Origin of the sequence: Bacillus sp. LK2, assembly GCF_001043575.1 — a bacterium.
Classification (GTDB): Bacteria; Bacillota; Bacilli; order Bacillales; family Bacillaceae_G; genus Bacillus_A; species Bacillus_A paramycoides.
In genome coordinates this window covers 23,251-29,653 of record NZ_LDUK01000084.1, presented here as the reverse complement: position 1 = coordinate 29,653, position 6,403 = coordinate 23,251, and the positions used below count along the sequence as shown (strand labels likewise).

The window sequence follows — 6,403 nt, the reverse complement described above, 5'->3', positions numbered from 1 at the left end:
GTATTATACAGTATGTGTATATCCCATTTTTGAGCATGTCCTCATAAAATTAGTAAAAGCACTCTATTGAGAGTGCTTTAAAATGGGTACCAGAAGCTTTGGAATACATTTAGTTTTAAGTAAACTGCAATAATCAAAATAATAATACCAACAAAAAGTGTGATGTAATCCTCTTTTTGTGCGTCCTTTGCATAGTACCACGTACGTTTGTTTTTCTTTCCAAATCCTCTTAAATCCATTGCATTTGAAACTGTATCGATTCTTTCTAAAGAATGAATAATAAGTGGCCAAAAAATTAAAACACGGTTTTTCATACGAATCCACAAGCTCGCTTCTCCTTTTTCAAAAGGTACACCTCTTGCTTCCTGTGCATGTTTAATGATTACATATTCAGATTGAATGTTTGGTATATAACGCAGTGCAATATTTATTGCATATGTAATTTTATAATGAATAGCAAATTTATTTAAGCTACTGACAAATTCACTTGGATGAGTTGTATAAATAAAAAGAAGTGTAAATGGTAATAACGTAAAATATTTTAATGAAAGTGTAGCGGCAAAAAATAATGTTTCGTATGTAATTGTTGCATAACCTATATTAAAAAAAGATGTGTATGTTCCTGTTAATTCTGATCCATGTGTTGGCGTAATAAAAAGAATCATAACAGAGTTTAATAAACTAAATGTAAATATAACGCTGAAAACAACTATAATTTTACGAAAATGAACTTTAGCAATTAAGAGGCCGACACATCCAATAAAAAATAAAATTAGCAATATACGAAAATCAAAAAATAAAAAAGTAAGAGTCATACAAAATATAAATAAAGATAACTTAATTGCACCATCCATACGATGAAAATACGTATTATGCATACTCCTCCCTCCTATTAACCTCTATATAAAGTTTCACAAACATTTCTGGAGATGAAATTCCGCTTAATTTAGCAAGCTTTATTAATGAAATCTCCCGTAAATTGGCTCTTTGTAACGTTTCTTGATCTCCTAATACAGCGGATACAGCATTGTCCGCAATGATTTTCCCTTTATGCAGAACTACCGCTCGATTTGCGTATTCTAAAGCAAGATTCATATCGTGTGTGATAAAAATAAAAGATATGCCTTTTTCAGCCAGTTTTCTTATAAACGACATAAACTGTTTGTAATGATAATAATCTTGTCCAGCTGTCGGCTCATCTAATATAATTAGTTTTGGGTTTGTTGAAAGTACAGAAGCAATAGTTAGTCTCTTTTTTTGCCCGTAGCTTAATGCCTGAATTGGCCAATTACGAAATGGGTATAATCCACAAATCTTCAAAACATCTTCCACTCTACTATTAATTTCTTCTTTAGAAACCTTTTTTAATTTTAATGTGAATGATACTTCTTCTAAAACAGTACTTTGTGTAATCATATGATTGGGGTTTTGCATAACATATGAAATAACTTCCCCACGTTTACGGATAGACCACGTGTTTATGTTTTCTTCAGCGAATGTAATTCTCCCATTTTTTGTTTTATTTATTCCTATTAGACTATGAGCTAATGTCGATTTACCTGCTCCGTTATGACCCAGTAACGCTACTATTTCACCTTCTCCTATTGAAAGGTTGATATCTTCTAATGCTGTATGTTTGTTATTATACGAAAATGATAAATTTTCAATTTGACATATTTCTCTTTTTTTATGTGTGTTTTCAAATGATACTTGTTTCTGCATCCAATTCTTTATTACGCTATTAACTCTTTCATTACAAAGATTTTCAATTGGAAATAACATGTCATTATTATTACCAAAATTTAATTTCTTTAGAGCTTCTATATAAATAGGCTCTCTTAGCCCGATATTTGGTAATATATTAGACGCTAAAATTTTATCCGGTGAACCAATCGCAACAACTTCTCCTTCATCGATTAAAATAATTTTATCTAAATCAAGCTTTAAAATTTCTTCTATTCGATGTTCAATAATTACAATTGTTTTATTATATTTCTCATGTATATCTTTAATAAGTTTTATAGTATTCAAACTACTTACAGGATCTAAGTTAGCTAACGGTTCATCAAATAATAATATATCTGCATTTACCGTTAACAGCCCTGCAAGAGAAACTGACTGTTTTTGACCTCCTGACAATTCATGTGGACTTTGTGCATGAAAGTTCTGCATATTTACCTTTTTTAAAGAATCAGTCACAATTCTTTTCATTTCTTTTTGGTTTACACATTCATTTTCTAATAAAAATGCTACATCTTCTTCTACAGTAAGGCCAATAAATTGCGAATCTTGATCTTGTAATATTGTTCCTACACGTTTACTCTGTTCAAAAATACTTCCTTCTCTCGGATCCTTTCCAACTATTAAAATGTTACCAGTACTTATCCCTTCGTAAGAAAAAGGGATTAGCCCATTTATACAATGAGCTAATGTTGACTTCCCTGAACCACTCCGTCCAGCTATTAGCACTTTTTCCCCAGGATATATTTGAAATGTAATATCTTTTAAAGTAGGCTGCGTGGCATGCCCATATTGAAAGGTAAATTGCTCAAAAGAAATAATTGGTTGCATGTATACATCCCTACTTTTCAATTTTTAAATGTGTATGTTTTTTATTCGCTTTAGCTAAGCCAATTGTGATTGGTAAGCCAAGAACTAAAAATACGATAACGTCTGCAATGGTTGCTCCTAGCACTTGTATAACGATTTTATCAAACGGTTCTCCCATCACAATAACATCGAATGCTCCTGCAAATATAATGGCAATTACAATTCCTACTAACCCCGCAATTGTAAAATAAGAAATATCACGGTTATTATACTTTCCATTTTTCACACTGAAACCAGCTCTTTTTTGTATGAGCCCCATTGAAAATCCGATAATGCCTGAACTAATCACCCATCCCCACCAAATACCCCATCCAGCGATTATATCTGTAACTGTATGACCGATGAGTCCTATTAATAGTCCTGCTACTGGGCCAAATAATGCGCCAAAAACTGTTAATATAGCTAATGCTGGTTTAATAAATGTATTGGGTGCGATAGAAAATCCCCAAAGTCCTAATACACCGTATAAAGCTGCTCCAATTCCGATTGCTACTACTAGTTTTGTCGTTAATTTATTCATTACAATTCCCCTCTCGTATTATTCAGCTTTTAATATTCTATATTTGTTTTGAAAATGAATTATGCATCGACACTTCCTTTCTATACAACAAAAAATGACCCCTTAAATTAAGAGGTCATTTTCTTTCACGTACAAGAATCCTCTTATCTTTCAAAAGACAAATAAATGTCCTCTGCGGAATTAGCACCTTCCTATGTAATTACATAGGGGTTGCTGAGGCTTCATAGGGCCGTTCCCTCTACCTCTCTGGATAAGTATGTATTTGTAATCTGTATTATGGCACTAACAACCAACAATTTCAATACTTTTCTTACTATTTTAACTTTTAAATAAATAGTCCATTCAAATCATTGTATTCTCATGGGAATTATGGAATAATAAATTCAAAATTGTTACGGGAGGAATACATGATGAAAGTAATTGGCCTAATTGGTGGACTAAGTTGGGAATCAACATCGTTGTACTATAAACATATTAATACACTTACTCTCTCTAAATATGATCAAAATGCGAAGCTTGTTTTATATAGCATGGACTTTGGTGAAGTAACTACATTATTACAAAACCATCAATATGAGGAAGTGAAAAATGAATTAGTCACAGTAGCAAAAAAAGTAGAAAACTCTGGAGCTGAATGTTTACTAATATGTTCTAATACAGTACATCTATTTGCCGAAGAAGTAGAACAGGCAATATCAATACCACTCCTTCATATAGGAGACGTAAGTGCTAAGAAAATGGTAGAGCATAATATAAAGCGTATCGGACTTTTAGGAACGAAACAAACGATGGAACAAGATTTCTATAAATCTCGATTAGCAAATTACAACATTGAGACAATTATCCCAAATGAAGAAGATAGAACCTTTATTCATCATGTCATATTAAGCGAATTAAGTAGAGGTATCATTTCACATGCATCAAAAGAAAAGCTATTACAAATCGCAAATACATTAATTAAAAACGGTGCTGAAGGAATACTGCTTGGCTGTACAGAAATTCCTTTGCTCATTTCTCAAAACGATCTATCTGTTCCTGTTTTTGACACTGCTTATTTACACGCGAATACTGCTGTACAATTTGCTGGATAACAATTGAAAAGCATAAAGGTGTGAGCCTCTATGCTTTTATCATCTTAAAACTATTTATCCTACTATTTGGGGGCCAGTAAGACTCCCGCATTAAAATTCGGCTGAAGCAAAGACGTTAGGTGGGAGTCGGGCTGCTCGTAAAAGCCCGACTTGTGAGGGCTGATAATCAGCGGGGATGAAACACCCCCCACTGATTAAAGATTCACTTTATTTAGAAGTGAATCAATGACTGCAATCGCTTTTTTTGAGCCACCACAATCTAAAAAACTATCATTAAGTTTTCGAATACCATGTTTATACTTTTCATTTAAAAGAACTTCGGTTACCGCTTCTTTTAAAGACTCTACATTAACATTATCTTTTAATAATCTATACGCTGCTTCAAGCTCAGTTAGTCTTTGGGCTATCATAGGCTGATCTTTATCATGCGGTATTATTACAAATGGAACATTGTAATGAATTGCATCATGTACGCTATTCATTCCCCCGTGTGTAATAAAAACATCTGCTTCATTTAATACTTCAGATTGAGGTACGTATGGAGCTATTATAAAATGGTCTGGTGCTTGTTTAATTTTTGAAATATCATTTCTATCACCTATTGCCATTACAACTACTCCTTTAAAATCTGAGAAAGCATCAATACAAGTATTAAAAAATGGTTCGATCCCCTCGAGGAGGGTCCCCATTGAAATATAAATAACCTTTTTATCTTTTAGCATTCCAAGTGGAAACTCCCCGTTTGTTTTCCGCTTTGGAAAACTCGGTCCAATAAAAATATTATTTTCTCCGAACGAATGACTATTAGGTTGAAAATAACGACTTGTATACACGATACATATTTCCCCTTTATTATTCATAAATTGAAGATTACTTTTTGGGGAAACTCCAAATTTATTCTCCATTTCATATAGTAACTTTTCAGCTAATTTATCAGGATGAAAAGGGACTGTGGTATCTGGATGAAAAGGTAAGGTCTTTAAAAAATCTGTCGGAATTAAAAATATAGGAGAGGAAACTACTCCTGGAACTTGTAAATATTCCTTTACTAATTCTCCAGCACCAAATATATCATAAAATACGAAGTCAAAATGTATACTTTTAGATAACTTTTTTGTAATTTCTAATATATATAAAGAAGTTTGAACATGAACATTAAAGAAAGCGTTTAATCCAGATGAAGTAACCATATCGATAGAGATTTCTTTTAATAAATCTGGATGAGAATGCACAATAGCTCCCATTGATTCAAGCCTTTCCTTAAAATTTTCCGTAGTAATATAATGTACGCTATCGCCCCGTTCAGTAAAGGATTTTACTATACTTAAAGTAGGATTCACATGTCCCTCTGCCGGAAAATTGACCATTAAAATATTCAGCACTGATTTCTCACTCCTTATATTTCATTTTCATTTATTAAGAGTACAGTTATTTTTACAGGTAAACTCCCCCTAAAAGACCTAATATTCTTACCACCTTATATTGATAAATAATTGTCAGTCAAAAATATAAAAAAAGCATCCACATAAGTAGATGCCAAGCCATGATAAGGAGTGTTCAGTGAGATAGGGTGCAAGCCTTTTGGCTTGTCCTATGCTATCAATATATGTAATTTTTTGTAAAAGGTGAATATTTAATAGCATTCTTTTTTACGAAATTATTTTATTCTTTTCATTTGATCAAACGGAAAATACACCATTTCTACTTTACCAATCACATTTGATTCATCAATAAGACCTAGTGTATTTCTACTATCTTTACTATGATTACGATTATCTCCTAATACAAAGAATTTATGCGCTTGAACTTTTATTTCTGAGAAGTTTGAAAAACGTTTTGATGTCTGTGATATATCTAACTGTATATATGACTCATTTTGCTTATTATTATTTATATAAACGACATCGTTTTTTAGCTTTACCTCATCTCCGGCTAATCCGATAATTCGTTTAACATAGTATGTTGGATCATCTTCCTTTTTAATTATCACCACATCTCCATGATGAAAGGAAAAACTAGCTTTATTAACTAGTATACGATCTTTTTCATTTAATGTTGGCTGCATCGAAATTCCTTCTACCATACAAAATAAAAAAGATTTATTAATTAAAATAACTGCTACAATAATTAAAATATAGCTACATATTTTTCCCCATCCTTTACAAACGAATCTATTCATAAA

6 protein-coding genes and 1 riboswitch are annotated in these 6,403 nt (G+C 32.1%); of the genes, 1 reads left to right on the top strand and 5 read right to left on the bottom strand.

Going from position 1 to position 6,403, the window contains the following annotated elements; genetic code table 11:
• Positions 1-77: 77 nt before the first annotated feature.
• From VK90_RS26965 to VK90_RS26955, 3 genes are read right to left on the bottom strand one after another with little or no spacing between them, the layout of a single operon-like run.
• A complete protein-coding gene (locus VK90_RS26965) occupies positions 78-878 on the bottom strand; it encodes an energy-coupling factor transporter transmembrane component T family protein (RefSeq protein ID WP_048376633.1) in 801 nt (266 codons plus the stop codon).
• A complete protein-coding gene (locus VK90_RS26960) occupies positions 871-2,571 on the bottom strand; it encodes an ABC transporter ATP-binding protein (RefSeq protein WP_048376632.1) in 1,701 nt (566 codons plus the stop codon). The genes VK90_RS26965 and VK90_RS26960 overlap by 8 nt, the downstream gene beginning before the upstream one ends.
• A gap of 10 nt (positions 2,572-2,581) precedes the next feature.
• Entirely contained in the window at positions 2,582-3,130 is a 549-nt protein-coding gene (locus tag VK90_RS26955; protein ID WP_048376631.1) for an ECF-type riboflavin transporter substrate-binding protein, read from the bottom strand.
• Between the two features lie 140 nt (positions 3,131-3,270).
• A riboswitch (SAM riboswitch) is annotated at positions 3,271-3,387 on the bottom strand.
• A gap of 150 nt (positions 3,388-3,537) precedes the next feature.
• Here VK90_RS26955 and VK90_RS26950 point away from each other — a divergent pair.
• On the top strand, positions 3,538-4,221 hold the full coding sequence (locus tag VK90_RS26950) for an aspartate/glutamate racemase family protein (RefSeq protein WP_156185502.1): 684 nt from the start codon (positions 3,538-3,540) through the stop codon (positions 4,219-4,221).
• 194 nt (positions 4,222-4,415) lie between these two features.
• On the opposite strand, the gene VK90_RS26945 is transcribed toward VK90_RS26950, so the two are convergent.
• Positions 4,416-5,603, bottom strand: coding sequence for a macrolide family glycosyltransferase (locus tag VK90_RS26945; protein ID WP_048376628.1), 1,188 nt, complete (start codon positions 5,601-5,603; stop codon positions 4,416-4,418).
• 275 nt (positions 5,604-5,878) lie between these two features.
• On the bottom strand, positions 5,879-6,400 hold the full coding sequence (gene lepB / locus VK90_RS26940) for a signal peptidase I (protein WP_048376626.1): 522 nt from the start codon (positions 6,398-6,400) through the stop codon (positions 5,879-5,881).
• Positions 6,401-6,403 lie beyond the last annotated feature (3 nt).

Coding starts and splice junctions, on each gene's coding strand:
- VK90_RS26965 (WP_048376633.1), bottom strand. CDS start 878: ATGCATAATACGTATTTTCATCGTATGGATGGTGCAATTAAGTTATCT.
- VK90_RS26960 (WP_048376632.1), bottom strand. CDS start 2,571: ATGCAACCAATTATTTCTTTTGAGCAATTTACCTTTCAATATGGGCAT.
- VK90_RS26955 (WP_048376631.1), bottom strand. CDS start 3,130: ATGAATAAATTAACGACAAAACTAGTAGTAGCAATCGGAATTGGAGCA.
- VK90_RS26950 (WP_156185502.1), top strand. CDS start 3,538: ATGATGAAAGTAATTGGCCTAATTGGTGGACTAAGTTGGGAATCAACA.
- lepB (WP_048376626.1), bottom strand. CDS start 6,400: ATGAATAGATTCGTTTGTAAAGGATGGGGAAAAATATGTAGCTATATT.